Annotated in this window: 14 protein-coding genes; all 14 read left to right on the top strand. The window is 47.1% G+C overall.

All coding sequences use genetic code 11. The features are described from left to right. Positions 1-224: 224 nt before the first annotated feature. Positions 225-1259 carry an LCP family protein gene (locus MKY23_RS28420; protein ID WP_339834284.1) on the top strand — a complete coding sequence of 345 codons (1035 nt, stop codon included), beginning with the start codon at positions 225-227 and terminating at the stop codon, positions 1257-1259. A gap of 194 nt (positions 1260-1453) precedes the next feature. Continuing rightward, complete coding sequence (locus MKY23_RS28415) at positions 1454-1879, top strand: CBS domain-containing protein (protein ID WP_062836539.1); 426 nt, start codon at positions 1454-1456, stop codon at positions 1877-1879. Positions 1880-2083: 204 nt separating this feature from the next. Then, complete coding sequence (locus MKY23_RS28410) at positions 2084-2386, top strand: MazG-like family protein (RefSeq protein ID WP_090923575.1); 303 nt, start codon at positions 2084-2086, stop codon at positions 2384-2386. Between the two features lie 5 nt (positions 2387-2391). Continuing rightward, the gene (locus tag MKY23_RS28405) at positions 2392-3303 is read left to right on the top strand and encodes a DUF2232 domain-containing protein (protein ID WP_090923625.1); all 912 of its coding nucleotides are present in this window, start codon (positions 2392-2394) and stop codon (positions 3301-3303) included. 11 nt (positions 3304-3314) lie between these two features. After that, a complete protein-coding gene (locus tag MKY23_RS28400; RefSeq protein ID WP_090923574.1) occupies positions 3315-5312 on the top strand; it encodes a DHH family phosphoesterase in 1998 nt (665 codons plus the stop codon). Beyond that, positions 5309-5752 (top strand): 50S ribosomal protein L9, encoded by a 444-nt coding sequence (gene rplI / locus MKY23_RS28395; RefSeq protein ID WP_090923573.1) that lies wholly within the window; start codon positions 5309-5311, stop codon positions 5750-5752. The genes MKY23_RS28400 and rplI overlap by 4 nt, the downstream gene beginning before the upstream one ends. Position 5753: 1 nt before the next feature. Further along, positions 5754-7115 carry a replicative DNA helicase gene (gene dnaB, locus MKY23_RS28390; RefSeq protein WP_090923572.1) on the top strand — a complete coding sequence of 454 codons (1362 nt, stop codon included), beginning with the start codon at positions 5754-5756 and terminating at the stop codon, positions 7113-7115. A gap of 444 nt (positions 7116-7559) precedes the next feature. Then, positions 7560-8846 (top strand): adenylosuccinate synthase, encoded by a 1287-nt coding sequence (locus MKY23_RS28385; protein WP_090923571.1) that lies wholly within the window; start codon positions 7560-7562, stop codon positions 8844-8846. A gap of 161 nt (positions 8847-9007) precedes the next feature. After that, on the top strand, positions 9008-9688 hold the full coding sequence (locus MKY23_RS28380) for a hypothetical protein (RefSeq protein WP_339834278.1): 681 nt from the start codon (positions 9008-9010) through the stop codon (positions 9686-9688). A gap of 378 nt (positions 9689-10066) precedes the next feature. After that, a complete protein-coding gene (locus MKY23_RS28375) occupies positions 10067-10825 on the top strand; it encodes a methyltransferase domain-containing protein (protein ID WP_339839762.1) in 759 nt (252 codons plus the stop codon). 469 nt (positions 10826-11294) lie between these two features. Next, positions 11295-12827 carry a peptidoglycan DD-metalloendopeptidase family protein gene (locus tag MKY23_RS28370; RefSeq protein ID WP_339834276.1) on the top strand — a complete coding sequence of 511 codons (1533 nt, stop codon included), beginning with the start codon at positions 11295-11297 and terminating at the stop codon, positions 12825-12827. Between the two features lie 291 nt (positions 12828-13118). Next, positions 13119-13841, top strand: coding sequence for a response regulator YycF (yycF, locus tag MKY23_RS28365; RefSeq protein ID WP_154889677.1), 723 nt, complete (start codon positions 13119-13121; stop codon positions 13839-13841). Continuing rightward, positions 13841-15691, top strand: a complete 1851-nt coding sequence (walK, locus tag MKY23_RS28360; RefSeq protein WP_154985163.1) for a cell wall metabolism sensor histidine kinase WalK — start codon at positions 13841-13843, stop codon at positions 15689-15691. Before yycF ends, walK begins: the two co-directional genes overlap by 1 nt. Beyond that, positions 15675-16955 (top strand): two-component system activity regulator YycH, encoded by a 1281-nt coding sequence (yycH, locus tag MKY23_RS28355; protein WP_339834272.1) that lies wholly within the window; start codon positions 15675-15677, stop codon positions 16953-16955. The genes walK and yycH overlap by 17 nt, the downstream gene beginning before the upstream one ends. The last annotated feature ends 42 nt before the right edge of the window (positions 16956-16997 follow it).

The raw sequence follows: 16997 nt of genomic DNA, 5'->3' as shown, positions 1-16997 counted from the left end.
AGGAACAGTGAACCTTTTGTAACCGAAAAAGGGGGCGCTGTTCTTTTCAATTTAACCCGATTGTAACTTTTCATGATGCAGGAATGATTACAATAGAACGAGCATCAGCGGTACTCCGGCCCAAAGAGAAATAAAAGTTTGGAGAACGGCGTGTCATCAGACGTTGCTCACGTTTAATGGGTAGTAATGAATTTCAATTTTGAGAGTGAAGAAGGAATCGACGGATGAAAAGCAGAACTAAAGAAAAGAAGAAAAAAAGTCGCAAAGGCCTCTATATAACACTTATCTCCCTAGTCGTTCTGATCATTGGCGGTTATGTTTTCCGTCAGCAGCTCGCTGTGGCCGCTTTTGACCTGTTTCTGGCGGATACAGTAGAAGCGCAGCTAACGCAATCTTACGTGCCGCAGGAAGGTAATAAAACGCCTGATCCAACAGTATATCGTAAAGAACCATTTTCTGTGTTGCTCCTGGGCTCCGATAAACGAGACTACGAGAAGTCACGCGGACGTTCGGATGCAGTCATCTATGCTGTGGTACGTCCGAAGGAATCTCGGGTGCTTCTGGTATCTATCCCGCGTGACACGTATGTGCAGATCGTAGGAAGAGATGCGGACAAAGACGGGACGGATGATTATGACAAAATCGCGCATGCTTACGCCTTCGGTGGGGAGAATATGTCCATCAATACGGTGGAAAAGTTTCTTAATGCAGACGTAGGTTATTACGCAACGATTAACTTTCAGGGGATCAAAAAGGTGGTTGACGCCCTCGGAGGCATATCACTGCCAATTGATAAGGATATCGTGAACAAAGATCCAAACCATGAAAAGTTCACGGTAAAAGGCGGCAAACCGATCTATGATGGACAGGAAGCACTCTATTACGTGAGATATCGGGAAGACAGTGATTTTAACCGTACGAATCGACAGCAAATTTTTCTGAATGCTTTTGCAGACAAAATGTTGAATCTGAATCAGATCGCGAAGATCCCCGAGTTATTCCAGATCATGGGTGATAATTTTCAGACCGACATGCAGCCAAACTTTATCATTGATCTGGCAAAACAAGTGCTGACACAGGAAAAACCACAGGTTTCCAGCTTTACGATTTTGAGCGAAGGTATGCGTAAAAATGGCATTTATTATGGGCGTGCCGATGAGAAAGATGTTCAATATGCTAAAGAGCTGATTAAAAACTGGATGGATCAATCGACCCCAGCCGGTGAAGTCATGATTCCTGACCGGCAGAAGATTGAATAGTTAACTCCATACAGATGGTTTGTCTTACACAACAATCAGCAGTACGTTTAAGCGGGCTGCTGTTTTTTTCTTTGTGTGAGGCTTTTCATCGCGTAAGAACTTCATCCTTTTGGAACATCCTTCGTTCTATAACGTATAATATAAGTTGAGCGATCTAGTTGAACGAGAAATAGACAAGGAGGATATATGAGGGTATGAACATCGCGTTTTTTTTGCTGCCCAAACAAGAGGTTACATGTGTTACGTCGGACTCTACACTGCGGCAAACGCTGGAACGGATGGAATATCATCGGTTTACAGCAGTGCCTATTTTGAATAAGGAAGGCAAATATATTGGTACGGTTACGGAAGGCGATCTGTTGTGGTATATGAAAAATGCGGAGGGGAAGATATCATTTGAAAACGCTTCAAAATTTCTTCTCAAGGACGTTCCGTTGAGACTTGATATCAAGCCGGTATCCATTGATGCCAATATGGAGGATTTAATTAATCTAGCCAAAGTGCAGAACTTTGTCCCGGTCGTGGATGATATGGAACGTTTTATCGGCATTGTGAGACGCAGTCAGATCATTGAATACTGTGAAGGAATTGTTGCCAAGGAGTCCATAAAAGCTAAATAGTTGATTACTTTTCAGAAATGGCGGGCTTGCAGGGATAATCAAAGCGATTATTACGAATATATATGATAAGACAAACGGGGCTCGGCATCGCACCTGTCATGGAGTTTCGGAGAATTTCTCCGCTTTTGGGGGTAATTTTGCAGGCCCCTTTTTTATGCTATAATCGAGAATAAAGCTTTTTCGGGGGAGAGTGACTTTCGCCAAATGCCTAAAGAACTGGATGTAGCCAAGCGGGCTAAAGTGATTGAATGGCTGAAAACCGAAGTACTTGATCAAGTATCCCGATTATTCAAAGCATTGTGGGAAGGCAGCACGATTCGAATCGGAGATAGTCTTGCCAGTTTAATGATGAGCAGTTACATATTGGGCCGTCGGCTCGGTATTCCGTTTAAGGATCTCGATGCTCTGCTTGTAGAGAAATTAAAAAAGCATAAACAGGAAGGTCACCAGCTGGAAGACTGGTACCAGGATATTTCCGCGCTAGAAGATCATATGCGTAAGAGGTGAATTTGTTGAAATTTAGCTTTAAATCAGCTGTCTGGAGTGCAGTGCTTTTACTTTTGCTGCTTTCGCTACTAACTCCTTTATCGGTGCTCTCTATATTTTTTATGATGATTCCGGGAGTTATTTTGTATGCCTCACTATCTGTAAAATCCTTTATTTTGCATCTAGTGCCGGTTGCTATTATTTTGGTGATGGTCCATCCGATTTATCTGTTGTTCATGGTGATCTTGATTTTGCCAGCCATCGCTATGGGTCACGCGTATAAGAAACAAAAATCGGCCTTGTTTGCTCTAATGACAGGTGCCGGAACGATGCTGGCGGAATATTTGTTGTTACTGTTGGTGGGCAGTCTCATTTTCCAATTTGATCTGTCCAGTTATATCAGAGATGTGGTGCAATTAACGATTGAGCCACTCACGAATTCTTCGAATCAGATGATCAATGGTTTCGTTTGGACACCTGAAATGACTGAAGATATCGCGAAACAAACACAGTTAATGATTCCTTTTGCCCTGGTCGTTACGTCGATGGTCATGGCATTCATTACACATATCATTGCTCGTCCGATTCTGAGTGTTATGGGCTTGAACGTATCCAAACTTCCACCTGCAAGAGAATGGCGTATGCCACGTGCATTGATCTGGTATTACTTCCTCGCGTTGATTATTGAGGTCGTATCCAGACAAAACGACGGATCATATTGGAAGATGATTGCGATGAACTTGTCACCATTAATTAATCTTGGTTTCATGATTCAAGCCATCGGTTTCTTCTTTTTCCTCTCATATACAAGAAAATGGAATCCGATTATCCCATTTTTATTGGGAGCAGCAGTGTTTTTCATTGGTCCGCTTCGCATTGTCGGAATTATTGATCTGGCGTTCCCGATCCGTGAGGCAATATCGAAATCAAAACGATAGGGTGATGAGTCATGCCTAAATTTCTAAAGAAACGCTGGCACGGCTATTATACCGTATGGGCGTTCATACTGCTGTTGCTACTAGTGATGTTAGTTACTATCTATAACTGGACGCTTGGTTTGATTAGTCTGATACTGGCTTCGGCGCTGGGAATCGTCATGATCAAGGCAGAACTTGCATTCCGCCGCGAGCTTAATGACTATATTAATGGCCTTACCATTCGTATTAAACGTATGGAAGGTGAGGCGGTTAGCATGCTTCCCTTCGGAATTGTGCTGTATAGCGAGGATCGTACGATAGAGTGGCACAACCGCTTCGTTGCAGATATGTTCCATGAGAAGACGGTCGTCGGCAGCTCACTGCTTAACTTGTTCCCACATCTTCCCCAGCCGAAGGAGAAGAAGGATAAGGATGGATCCAAAGAACCTTCCCCCAAGGAATTCCATGATGAATTCCAACTGGATGATCGGTATTACGGTGTAATTCACAACCCGCAGGAGCGGTACGTATATGTGTACGAGATCACCGAGTTAGCTATATTGCGGGATAAATATGAGAATGAACGTATTGCGCTGGGTATTCTCGTTCTGGACAATCTGGATGAGGCTGCTCAAGGCATGGATGACCAACAACGTACAGCGCTGATCGCACGAGTTGCCAGTGAGATTACAGCCTGGGCAAAGCAATATGGCGTGTATCTCCGTCGTCTTTCGTCGGATCGTTACTTGATGATGCTGAATCATAAGTCTCTGCAGGAGCTTGAACAGAGCCGGTTTGTTATTCTGGATGAAGTTCGGGAGATGACAGCCGATCTGAAAGTGCCGATGACGCTAAGCGTTGGCCTTGCATCGGGTTCAGACAGCATCAGCGAGATGGGAGAACTGGCACAATCCAGTCTGGATATGGCACTTGGACGAGGCGGAGATCAAGCGGCTGTGAAGTCGGGTCAGCGTTTATCGTTTTACGGTGGTAAGTCCAATGCAGTGGAGAAGCGCACACGCGTCAGAGCGCGGGTTATTGCTCACGCCTTGCGGGACTTGATGCAGGAAAGTGACCGTGTAATCGTTATGGGTCATAAAATGCCGGATATGGATGCCATCGGTGCATCCATTGGGGTATGGAAGGCAGCGAGTCTGTACAACGTTGAGGCTCGTATTGTGCTGGACGGTATGAATCCTTCTATTGAACGGCTGATGGAACAGGTCAACAAGGACGAGAAGCTGTCCAAAGCTTTGATATCACCGGAGCAAGCGACGCAGCTGATGACAGAGCACACACTGCTGGTTGTTGTGGATACCCACAAGGCTTCAATGACGATGGAACCTAAACTGGTGCAATCTGCAACGCGTGTGGTGGTCGTGGATCATCATCGCCGGGGTGAGGAATTTATTAATGATGCAGTACTGATCTATCTGGAACCGTACGCTTCGTCTGCCGCTGAGCTTGTTACGGAGCTTCTGCAATATATTCACGAAAAGGTACAGTTCACTCCACTTGAAGCAACGGCCCTACTAGCCGGCATCACGCTGGATACGAAGCATTTTGCACTGCATACCGGCTCCAGAACGTTTGAAGCAGCGGGCTTCCTTCGTCGTAGTGGTGCAGATACCATTATGGTCCAGAAGCTGATGAAAGAGGATCTGTCAGAATATATTGCTAAGGCAGAAATCATAAAGCATGCTAAAATGGTATATGGGAACATTGCGCTGGCGGTCACTGGCCCTGGCAACAAGATCTCACAGATGATGATCGCCCAGGTGGCGGACACATTGCTGAACATGACCGACGTGGTCGCTTCATTTGTCATCAGTGAGCGAACGGATGGACTGATTGGCATCAGTGCAAGATCACTGGGTCGCATGAATGTTCAGGTCGTTATGGAACGATTAGGTGGCGGCGGTCACTTAACCAATGCTGCAGTGCAGCTTGAAGGAACGCTGGGAGAAGCGGAGAAACGGCTGATGAACGTCCTGGCTGAAATCGAAAAGGAAGAGGGGTTATTCGAATGAAAGTCATTTTTATAAAAGATATGAAGGGTCAAGGCAAGAAGGGGCAAGTGAAGGAAGTATCTGAGGGTTATGCACAGAACTTCCTGTTGCCACGTGGAATTGTGCGTCCGGCAACGGAGGGTAACATGAAGACACTGGACAATCAGAAGGCAGCTGAAGAAAGACTTAAGCAGGAAGAGAAAGCGGAAGCTGAGGCACTTGCGAAAAAGCTGGAGGCAGAAGTAACGGAACTCAAGGCAAAAGCGGGTGAGGGTGGCCGTCTGTTCGGTGCCATTACGAGCAAACAGATCGCGGAAGCTTTGTCCAAAAAGGGCCTGAAAATAGATAAGCGCAAAATTGAGCTGGATGATCCGATCCGTACGCTCGGTGTAACGCAAGTGATCGTCAAGGTTCACCCTGAAGTGAAGGCAACCTTGAAGGTACAGGTAACGGAGGAGTAAGATGGGCGGCGAAATGTTATTCGACCGGGTCCCCCCGCAGAACCTAGAGGCCGAACAGGCTGTGCTGGGTGCAATCCTGTTGCAGGGCGAAGCTCTGATTACAGCGATGGAACGGGTGCAAACCGAGGATTTCTACGATAAGCCCCATCAATTGATATATGAAGCGATGATCCAGCTAGGTGAGGAAAATCAACCGATTGACCTTGTTACGCTGACTTCGCGTCTGAAGGATAAAGGTGAGCTGGAGGACATCGGTGGCGTAAGCTACCTTGCCAAGCTTGCTCACGGTGTGCCAACAGCGGCCAACGTGGATTATTATGCGCAGATTATCGAAGAGAAATCGATGCTTCGTCGTCTGATTCGCACAGCTACGCAGATTGTAAGTGAAGGCTACACAGGCGGAGAAGATGTTGCAGGTATGCTCGGGGAAGCGGAGCGCCGCATCTTGGAGATTTCCAACAGACGCTCCAGCAGTGGTTTTATCGCCATCCAGGATGTTCTCATGGAAGTGTTCGACAAGGTCGAAACGTTGCATCAGAACCGGGGAACGACAACAGGAATCCCTTCCGGCTTCATCGATTTGGACAAGATGACCGCTGGATTCCAGCGTAGTGACTTGATTATTGTAGCGGCGCGTCCATCTGTAGGTAAGACCGCCTTTGCTTTGAATATCGCTCAGAACGTAGGCATCAGGGCACAAGAAACGGTAGCCATCTTCAGTCTGGAGATGTCCGCGGCACAGCTCGTACAACGGATGATCTGCGCCGAGGCCAATCTGGATGCGGGAGTTCTTCGTACAGGGGAATTCAAAGGCGATGAAGACTGGCAGAAGCTGACCATGGGGATTGCTGCTCTCAACGAAGCCAACATCTACATCGACGATACGCCAGGGATTACGGTAGCTGATATTCGCGCGAAATGCCGTCGTCTGAAAAAAGAGAAGGGTCTCGGTATGATTCTGATCGACTACCTTCAATTGATTAGTGGACGTGGTAAAGCCGGGGAGAACCGTCAACAAGAGGTATCCGAGATTTCACGTACGCTGAAACAGATTGGCCGGGAACTGGAAGTTCCGGTTATCGCCTTGTCTCAGCTTAGCCGGGGTGTAGAGCAACGGCAGGATAAACGTCCGATGATGAGTGACTTGCGGGAATCCGGCTCGATCGAGCAAGATGCTGATATCGTAGCCTTCCTGTACCGGGATGACTACTACAACCAGGAAACCGAGAAGAAAAATATTATCGAGATCATTATTGCTAAACAGCGTAATGGTCCGGTAGGAACCGTAGAATTAGTCTTCTTGAAAAACTTTAATAAATTCGTCAATTACGAGAGGGCACATAATGATGCCTTCGCGATGTAGCGGGTAGACTGCGACTGCTCTGAACAGGGGTGCACAGGCTATCCGGTACAACCTGTAATAGGTGAATAGCTCGGTTGTATATCAGGATGTATACCGTATATAGCGTCAATCCATTGCAAATGTAAAAGTACCGGTGAAAATGCAGTCAAGTTAACAAGACTGAGATCACCGGTTTTTTACTGTGAAATTCGGTCATAATTCCGAACATTAAGCTAGTGACATATATAATTGTTCGCCATTTCATTTGACTTTGAAAAAGGGGACTGGTACACTAATATTGCTGCGTTAAAGCAGCACAAACCTTCCCTTGAATGTAACGGAAGGACATTTTTACTGTCCGTTAGCACGCTTCTCAGTCGGTTTATTGCGTAACATGCCTGCCGGGATAGAGGACGGACAGACCAATACAAAGGTGCGCAAGGCACCCACGGAGGTATGTTAACTATGTCAACGGTAGTTGTAGTGGGAACGCAATGGGGAGACGAAGGAAAAGGTAAAATTACGGATTATTTGGCGGAGAGCGCTGATGTGGTGGCTCGTTACCAAGGAGGTAACAATGCTGGACATACGATCCTTATCGACAACAAAAAATATAAATTGACGATGATTCCATCGGGTATCTTTTACACAGACAAAGCTTGTGTAATTGGTAACGGTATGGTTATCAACCCGAAGGCACTTATCGAAGAAATTAATTATATTCATGATAACGGATTTACAACGAAAAACCTGTCCATTAGTGAGCGTGCACATATCATCCTGCCTTATCATATGGTTCTGGATGCACTGGAGGAAGAGAGTAAAGGACCGAACAAAATCGGTACAACCGGCAAAGGGATCGGCCCTTGTTACATGGACAAATCTGCCCGGATCGGTATCCGCATGGTCGATCTGCTGGATGCAGAAGATTTTGAATTGAAGCTGCGTCACTTGGTAAAAGAAAAAAATCGTGTTATCGAGCAAGTTTACAACGGTACTCCGGTTGATGTAGAAGAGATTCTGAAGGATTACCTTGGTTATGCAGAAATTCTTCGTCCTTATGTAAAGGATACATCGGTTGTGCTGAATGATTCCATTGATGAGAATAAAAAAGTACTGTTTGAAGGCGCACAAGGTGTGATGCTGGACCTTGACCAAGGTACGTATCCATATGTGACCTCTTCCAATCCGTCTGCAGGCGGCGTATGTATCGGTTCAGGTGTTGGTCCAGCACGCATTCAGCAAGTTATTGGCGTAGCGAAAGCATACACAACTCGTGTAGGTGACGGCCCATTCCCTACCGAATTGCATGATGCGATCGGCGACCAGATCCGTGAGACAGGTCATGAGTACGGAACCGTAACTGGACGTCCACGTCGTGTGGGCTGGTTTGACAGTGTGGTTGTTCGTCACGCTCGTCGTGTAAGTGGCATTACAGGGCTGTCCTTGAACTCTTTGGACGTTATGACAGGTCTGGATACTGTAAAAATCTGCACAGGTTATAAATTCCGTGGTGAAGTAATCACTCACTACCCGGCAAGCCTCAAAATGCTGGCTGAATGTGAAGCCGTATACGAAGAAATGCCAGGTTGGAGTGAGGACATTACAGGAGCGAAGAAGCTGGAAGATCTGCCGGTGAACACACAGAACTACGTGAAGCGTGTATCTGAACTGACAGGTATTCCGATCGCGATCTTCTCTGTAGGTCGTAACCGTGAGCAGACAAATCAGGTTCTGCCAATCTACGTATAACATGATATATGAATGATAGATCTACCTCCAGTTGTTGCTACTCAGCGGCGACTGGAGGTTTTTTGTGTCTGTTTCGGATATAATCCCGAGATTTCCGTCAATACTGGATAACAGGATATACGTTGAACGAATGAAATGTATATGGAGGGAGAGAAACAGAGATGAAGTTGCTGATGTGGTTTGTCAAAATGGTGCTTATCGTGTTGCTGGTCAGTTCACTGACGTTGCTTACGACAGGTTTAATCGTGCAATCGTATGCCAAGTCATTGCTAGCCAGTTTTAATATACAGTGGGAAGGTCAGCCCATGGGTCTGATGGGCATGTTCCAAGGGGCCTTGGGAGGCAAGCAGTCCAGTGAGGGGGAAAAGTCAGAGGATACAGATCAGCGAGCGGGAACGAAAGAGGAAAAGGCTCCGGAGAATTCAATTTCGGTGATGGGCAACGGAACGACGAACTCCGGAACCCCAAGCAACGATGAAACGGGCGGAGCAGGGGCAAGCGGGGGTTCTGGAAATGGAACCGTAGATGGTAACGGAACAGCGGCTGGACGTGACGAGCTAAGTGGTCAAGGAGCGAACAGTAACAATGCAAAGGATAATGATGCAATCGTTGTTACACCAGATGACATTACAGGCGCCAAAAACAAACTGCCGACGGAGGAAAAAGAACGTATTTTCACTCTGTTGATGAACAAGTTACCCCAAAAGGAAATGCAACAGATCTCAGGAGCGATGGAGGGTGGACTGACCGAGCAGGAGCTGCGAGAGATTGAACAGGTGATCTCGAAGTATCTCACGAGTGAAGAATACGATGATTTGATGCAAGTCCTGCAAGCGGAATAAGAAGGGTCGCAGTACCTTCTTAGCCCCGTATCCTCCAACTAGAATAACCAGTTAAACTGGAGAAATGTTACATTCATGTTGAAATCCATGATTCTTTCCCCATATAATTGCATGAAATAGTAGAGAACTACCTACCCAGGAGGAATAGTATATGAGAATGAACCGTAAAGAACACGATATATAACAACAGAACCTCTCCTTAACACCGGCTCTCAGGCCAAGGAGTCGTGGCCCTCCGTTCATGCCTTTGTACCGATACCGGAGAAAAGCATGAAATGGACTATTGGAGGCCTAATAACTATGAAGACATCAAATAATGCAGGTTCTAAAAATACGATAAATACATCATCAATGATGCCGGCTGAACAACTTGCTGCAATGAAGGAACGATTTGAGCAAGGATTAAAGGAAGCAGAACAGCCCTTCCATGGTTGGGATTTTGGATATATTACGGATAGTGGGCGGATGCAGAGTGGTGTGTTGTGCTGGTCTTACGACGAGATGGCACGGAGTTGTATGAATGATGCGAAGCGAATGCTGGACATGGGCACAGGCGGTGGTGAGCTGCTGTCGAGTCTGCTTCCTTTGCCCCCGTATACCTGTGCAACGGAAGGATATGCCCCAAACATAGCAATTGCGAAGGATCGTCTTAGCCCGTTAGGTGTAAATGTGTATCCTGTAATAGATGATGCTCAGCTTCCTTTTGCAGATGAAGAATTTGATTTAATCATCAATCAACATGAATCGTATGATCCACGGGAAGTATGGCGTGTACTTTCAGAAGGTGGAGTGTTTCTGACACAGCAGGTTGGTTGGTCGGATTGCCGGGAGATCAATGATCGATTAGGCATCCCAATGCCAACTGATTATGCTGGATGGGAGCTCGATTTCGCCGTAGATCAGATGGTGAGAAACGGTTTTCACATCTGGGATCAGCGTGAAGCTACGCCTGTACAGCGTTTCTATGATATCGGGCCTCTGGTTTATTATCTAAACACCATCCCGTGGCAAGTACCAGATTTTACAGTAGAACGATTCCGTGAACCATTATGGGAGATCCATCTGGAGATGGAGCGGCATGGATTCTGGGAAGTGCAACAAAAGCGGTTTATCATAGGTGCAACCAAGAATAATTAATAATGAATCTTGCTTTAAGCGTGATGAGCCTGCCAGACTAAGAGTAGAACAAGCCGATTTTAATCCTTCATCAGAGGTATTCTGATGGGGGATTTTTTTGTATTTACATGAAAAATTGAATGCAATTCAGTAGGTCTTAGAACCTAGTCTTAGATTGAGATAAAAAGTACATAGTATAACTGGAGTTGAGGCATAATGGGTGATGGAACAGACGCTCTAACCAATGGATATATCAGGGAAACCAGATAGGACGCGGATTTTTTTTGTGAGGATAAGAGTTGAAATGATTGTAAAACCTGTGTTAAAGTATACGGGTGTGATAAAAGGTTAAAATTTTGACACTTTTAAGAGCACAGCTAAAGTCCTGCTTTTTTAAATAATCATAACAATGAACTTACTTGCATAAGACTCACCATGAAGTGAAGTCCGATTCAAATGCGGATTAAGAAGTGCTGAAAAGGAGAGAATCATGAAAGGTTTCAGAGGCAAACGCCAACCGGATCAACACCGGGTACACGAACAATCCGGAGAACACCGGACGGCCGAAGACAAAAACAGCATGAGCATGTCCAACTTCAGTTCAAATAAGAAAAGAATTTTGTCATCGCGCAAATGGATCATTACCGCAACTTGTGGCATTCTGATTGCAGCATCGGTTGGATTCGGAGTTAAGCAATATGTGGCTTCCAATACGGTTCCTTATTATAAGGTTATAGTTAAAGGCACTGAAGTTGGAACCATTGCCAACGAGGCACAACTGCAGCAGTTGTTTGCGAAAAAAACCGAAGAATACCGGGAGAAGTATCCGGATGCAGAGATGGTGCTGAACACAGACGGAATTACAACGGAAACGGTAAGGGCATATAAACCCGAAGTGAACAGCGAGCAAACGCTGGACAAACTGGGCAACATGTTAACGGCTTATGCCAAAGGCGTGGAGCTTAAAGTGAACGGTGAAGTCGTCGGCATTGTGAAGGATCAGGAAACGGCAGACAAGATCCTGCAACAAGTACAGAGCAAATACATACCGGCATCGGCTGTGCGAAGCTCACTGAAAACCAAGTCGGTATCGGCGAATTCTTCTAAAAAAGATAACGGGCCAAGTACAACGTTAAAATCCGTAGACATCAAAGAAGAAGTGACAACGGATACGGTGAAGGCGGACCCGAATAAAATATGGGATGAGTCCGAGGCGGTTAAAGCTTTAACCGTTGGTAAAGACGCGCCTGTAACCTATGTAGTGCGAGAAGGGGATACGATCTCTTCGATCGCAGCCAAATATGAGATTACACAAAGCGAGATTCGTAAACATAACCCGGGCATCAAGGAGACATCCCTCCAGATTGGACAGGAGTTGACTCTGACCGTACCAAAGCCAGCAATCACGGTTAAATCGGTGGAGCAAGTGGTAGAACAGATTGAAGTGAAACCACAGGTTGAGGTGCGCAAAAGTGCTGAGCTGAAGGCAGGTACGACGAAAGTGGTTCGTCCAGGCCAAAGCGGGCTAAAAAATATGCAGTATCGCATCACCAAAGAAAACGGCGAAGTCGTTCGCGAAGAATGGCTGGGTCAGGAAGTTCTCAAAACTGCGGTGACTGAGGTCGTACTGAGCGGAACCAAAGTGGTTGGCGAAGGCACAGGACAGTTTGCATGGCCTGTATCCAATGCGACGATGAGCAGCAGCTTCGGTCAACGTTGGGGGCGTCAACACAAAGGTGTCGATCTGGTCGGTAATCGCGATGTGAAATCTGCAGATGAAGGTGTAGTTACTTTTGCAGGCCAAAAGAGCGGTTATGGGAATGTCATCATTATTAACCATCGCAACGGATATGAAACACTTTACGGTCACTTGGATAGCATCAGTGTTGATGTTGGCCAGGTGGTGGAAAAGGGCGACAGTATCGGCGTGATGGGCAATACCGGACGTTCCACAGGAACACATCTGCATTTTGAGATTTTGAAAAATGGTACAGCAGAAAATCCGATGACTTATCTGAATTAAGGATATATCACGATATTGAGTATAGTACACAAGGCATCGCTTCACGATGCTGAGATAAGAACAAGGCCCGCTGTATAGCTGGCCTTGTTTTTTTGGTGTGAAATATTTCTACAGGAAACGGCTTCCAAGAGGGGGATCGGGATGTGACGGTGCCTCAGGTATGTTAAACTAGAGAGTATAAGTCGTAGACTATATTCAACACACAACATGATATGGACTATAAGCAATGCAATAGATTAGAGAGACAGCGCCAGTGGCGGATTAAGCAGGATATAGGGGTGAATTCAGCCGATGCAGGGAAAGATTTTGGTGGTGGACGACGAGCAGCCCATCGCAGATATTCTGAAGTTTAATTTGGAAAAAGAGGGATACGAGGTCATCTGTGCGTTTGATGGTATTCGTGCGGTCGAACTGGCGTTATCCGAGAAACCGGATCTGATGCTTCTGGATCTGATGCTTCCGGGCAAGGACGGGATGGATGTGTGCCGCGAGGTGCGTGCTCATCTGGAGGTCCCGATTATTATGCTGACAGCCAAAGACGGAGAGATCGACAAGGTACTCGGTCTGGAACTAGGCGCAGATGACTATGTAACCAAACCTTTTAGCACACGGGAGTTGCTGGCACGGGTCAAGGCTCAGATGCGCAGACAACAGAAACCTACAGCGATTGTAGAAGCGCCAGAGGAAGAAGGGAAGCAGATCCTGCGGCTGTTTGATCTGGCTTTTGATATGGACATGTATACGGCGTACAAGGGCGGAGAACCGCTTGATCTGACGCATCGGGAATACGAGCTACTCTATTATATGGCCAAGCATTCGGGCAAAGTCATGACACGAGAGCATCTGTTGCAAGCCGTATGGGGATACGAGTATTTTGGAGATGTGCGTACAGTGGATGTGACGATTCGCAGGCTACGGGAGAAGATTGAAGAAAATCCGAGCAAGCCGGAAACGATTCTGACTCGCCGGGGGCTTGGTTATCTCGTGCGCAGTGCCAAAAGCGTGGGGATATAATGGGCCGATTCTCGCAATTTTCGTTCTTTCGAACGATTCAGGCGAAATTAATTATTATATATGTGCTGCTGATTCTAATTGCGATGCAATTGATCGGGGTTTATTTTGTAAGTGCGATGAAGAACTCGCTCACCAGCAACTTTACAGAAGATTTGCAGGCACGGGCAGAGATGCTGTCGGTGTTAGTCGGTCAGACGATGGCTGGTGGAGAAGCGGAGGGTGGAGAGGACAAAACGGAGAACCTGCGTGTCCTGGTAAACAATCTGTTCAACATCAACGGTGCCGAGATTCAGGTGCTGGATGCCAGCGGCAAGGTGCTTACGACTTCGCTAAGTTCACATTCCGATTATATTGGGCGAAAAAATACCCAGACCGTTGTCAGCCGTGCATTGCAAGGCATTCGGGATAATGAGGAATATATCGTAGACGAGGATAATGTCCGCAAAAAAGTCGTGGCCAAGCCAGTTTTAACCGGCGGCAAAATTATTGGTGCAGTCTACATCGCCGCTTCGATGAACGAGCTGTACGCGACGATGGAAGGCATTAACAAGATTTTCATATCCGGTATTCTGATCGCCTTGGTATTAACAGCGGTACTTGGTGTCATTCTGTCACATACGATCACCCAGCCGATTAAGGAAGTGACAAGGCGGGCAACCGCGGTTGCAGAAGGGAACTTCGATCAGCAGACACCGGTATTTGGCACAGATGAGATTGGTCAGCTTAGCCAGGCATTTAACTATATGACCAGCAGGCTGCGAGATGCTCTTTCCCAGAACGAAGAGGAGAAAGAGAAGCTGACCTCGATCCTGACCAATATGAGTGATGGTGTTGTTGCGACGGATGAGCATGGCAAAGTCATTCTCGTCAACCGCCGTGCCAGCAACATTCTCGGCATGCGCCCATCGGATATTGAAGGCAGGCACTTTGCTGTCCTGCTGGGTATTGATCCGGAGGACGCGGAAGCACTGGCAAGTGGTTTCACCGGCTCAACATTGCTCCAGATTGCTCCGGCAGGTCAGGAAGAGCCGGTCGTGATTCGCATGACGTTCACTCCTGTACACCGGCGTGAGCTGGGGATCACCGGCACAATTGCGGTACTTCAGGATGTAACGGAGCAGGAAGAACTGGAAAACTCCAGGCGTGAGTTTGTAGCGAATGTATCGCATGAGCTGCGTACACCGCTCACCACGATTAAAAGTTACGCCGAAGCGCTGGATGATGGAGCATTGGAAGACCCGCAGCTGGCGGGACGTTTTGTCGGTGTAATTCAGAATGAGACCGAGCGCATGATCCGTTTGGTGACGGACCTATTGCACCTGTCCAGACTGGATTCCAAGGAAGCATTGCTACGCAAGCAACCTATCGATATTTTGGAGATGCTGGAGGAAGTCACGGATCGATTCTCCTTCCAGATGCACCAGAAGGACATTCAGTCTGTCTTGTCTGTGGAAAATGATATTCCAGCCGTTCCACTCGATCGGGATCAGATTGACCAGGTTCTGGACAATGTAGTGTCCAACGCATTGAAATATACGCTGGAGGGTGGCACCATTACGATCGCCGCCCGGCGCAGCGATGAGCATACGTTAGCTATCTCCGTATCTGACACAGGTATGGGTATTCCGCAGCGAGATCTGGATCGGATATTTGAGCGTTTTTACCGCGTTGACAAAGCTCGCTCTCGCAGCATGGGGGGCACAGGGCTTGGATTGTCCATTGCCCGGGAAATTGTAAAAGCTCACGATGGAAGCATCTCTCTTGAGTCTGAGGTAGACGTTGGCACAACGGTAACGTTCACATTGCCAATGCGTGATAAGGGAGGTGAGCACCTTGAAGGAACGGATTAAATCTCTGGTGCTCGCTTCACTGGTTGCAGCCAGTCTGATCCAGAGTTATTTCCTGATCTATCGTCTTCCTGGGGGCGGTGACTCTGTGGTGACCTCGGAGACAAACTACGTGAAGACCGAAAATATGGGTCAAGAGCGTAATATTGAGGAGTTAATTTTCCCGAATCAGATAATTATTCATCTGGGTCAGGATAAACATACGGTGTTTTACCCTGGCAACACGTTCTATCAATTGATCTATTCCAGGCTGAAAGGCCGGACGTTCGAGGATTTTCAGCGTCGCAATGTGCAGTCGGTGAATTGGGATCAGATTCGTAAGCAGAGTCCCGGCTTTGAGTTGTCGTTTAAGGAGGGCATGCCAGTGGCCTTGTTACAGCGAGTGATGCGCTTAGGAACAGATTCTCTTTTTCAAGGAGAGACAATCAACCGTATCGCTATATATACAACTCCAGATGAGACAAAGGCTCATGCGCTTTTTTTCAGTGCCAAGGGAGATGTGGTCTATGAGGCCACACAGGCCGACTTGACGGTGCAGGATGTGCAGCAACATGTCGATTTTGGGACGAGCTGGACACCGTACACGCTAATGGAAGGCGGATATTATATTCCGACGCAGGCACTGGATACGATTGAGGCAGATGTGCCGACAGGGCAGTTCACGGTAGAGCAGATGCAGCGCAGTCTGTTCACTGATCCAAGCATGACCCGGAATATTCGGGAAAAAGATGGATCAGAGATTTATACGGATAGCAAACGTAGTCTGCAAGTGAAGCAGGAGCAACGCTGGATCAGCTATACAGACCCGGCGGCACCGCCAGCTGGACAGAGTGATGCGTCCAAGGACGCACTGTTTGCGGTTGACTTTGTCAATCAGCATGGTGGCTGGAAAGGGCGCTCACGCATGATGCTCAAATCAGCTGACAACAAAACGAAGTTGCAGTTCCAGCAGTATTACGGCAGTTACCCAATCTTGGATTCGATGCAATTCCGTTTCGGCACGATCAACATGGAAATGCAGCAGGAGACGGTATCTAGTTATGAACGATCCTTGGAATATTTGAACGAAGGTGCGGAGACGAAGAAGTCCATCAAGCTGCCCGGCGGGGATAAACTGAAAAATCTGATCCGCAAAGTAGCGGGTGAAAACCGCAAAGTCGTGGATGTATACCCGGCATATCGTCCATCTGCGATGGAGGACGGGTTGCGGCTGATCCCGGTTTGGGTGATCCGTTTTGGCAACGGTGAGGAGACGACGGTGTCTTAGCAGAACACAAGAAGGATGTTATCCTTCTATAAACAGGAAAAT

This window comes from Paenibacillus sp. FSL R7-0272, from assembly GCF_037969905.1.
Lineage (GTDB): Bacteria > Bacillota > Bacilli > Paenibacillales > Paenibacillaceae > Paenibacillus > Paenibacillus polysaccharolyticus.
The sequence above is the reverse complement of the archived record's forward strand: the minus strand, read 5'-3'. Positions and strand labels throughout refer to the sequence as shown.